Source organism: Dyella sp. ASV21 (genome assembly GCF_016428975.1).
In the GTDB taxonomy this organism is placed as follows: Bacteria; Pseudomonadota; Gammaproteobacteria; order Xanthomonadales; family Rhodanobacteraceae; genus Dyella.
In genome coordinates this window covers 1-321 of the sequence record NZ_JAELTT010000302.1, presented here as the reverse complement: position 1 = coordinate 321, position 321 = coordinate 1, and the positions used below count along the sequence as shown (strand labels likewise).

1 protein-coding gene is annotated in these 321 nt (G+C 68.8%); it reads right to left on the bottom strand.

The window, feature by feature from the left end:
• Positions 1–321, bottom strand: a 321-nt coding sequence (locus JHD67_RS21745; protein ID WP_199101205.1) for a contractile injection system protein, VgrG/Pvc8 family, incomplete at both ends; no start/stop codon positions are given.

Sequence of the window (321 nt, the reverse complement as noted above, 5' to 3'; positions counted from 1 at the left end):
CGCGTGGATGGCCGTCCATATCGAAGGCCCAGCCGGGTTGCAGGCGCGGGTCATCGCCTTCCACCTCGGCGACGTGGGCCTGGGCGCGCAAGGCCAGCAGGCGCGTTTCCGTATATAGCTTGCCGGTGGTGTCGGTGGCGTCCGGATAACGGCCGGGGTAGCGGTAGATGGCGTAGTCGCTGGCGGGGTGGTCGAGCGAGGCGGCCCGGTGGGTGGTGGCGTGGTTGAAGCGCGGGTGGTTCTCGCTGTAATCGTGCTGGGTCACCTGGGCGGTGCGCACCTGCTCGGTGTACTGGAACCGCCACAGGCAGGGCATGGCCT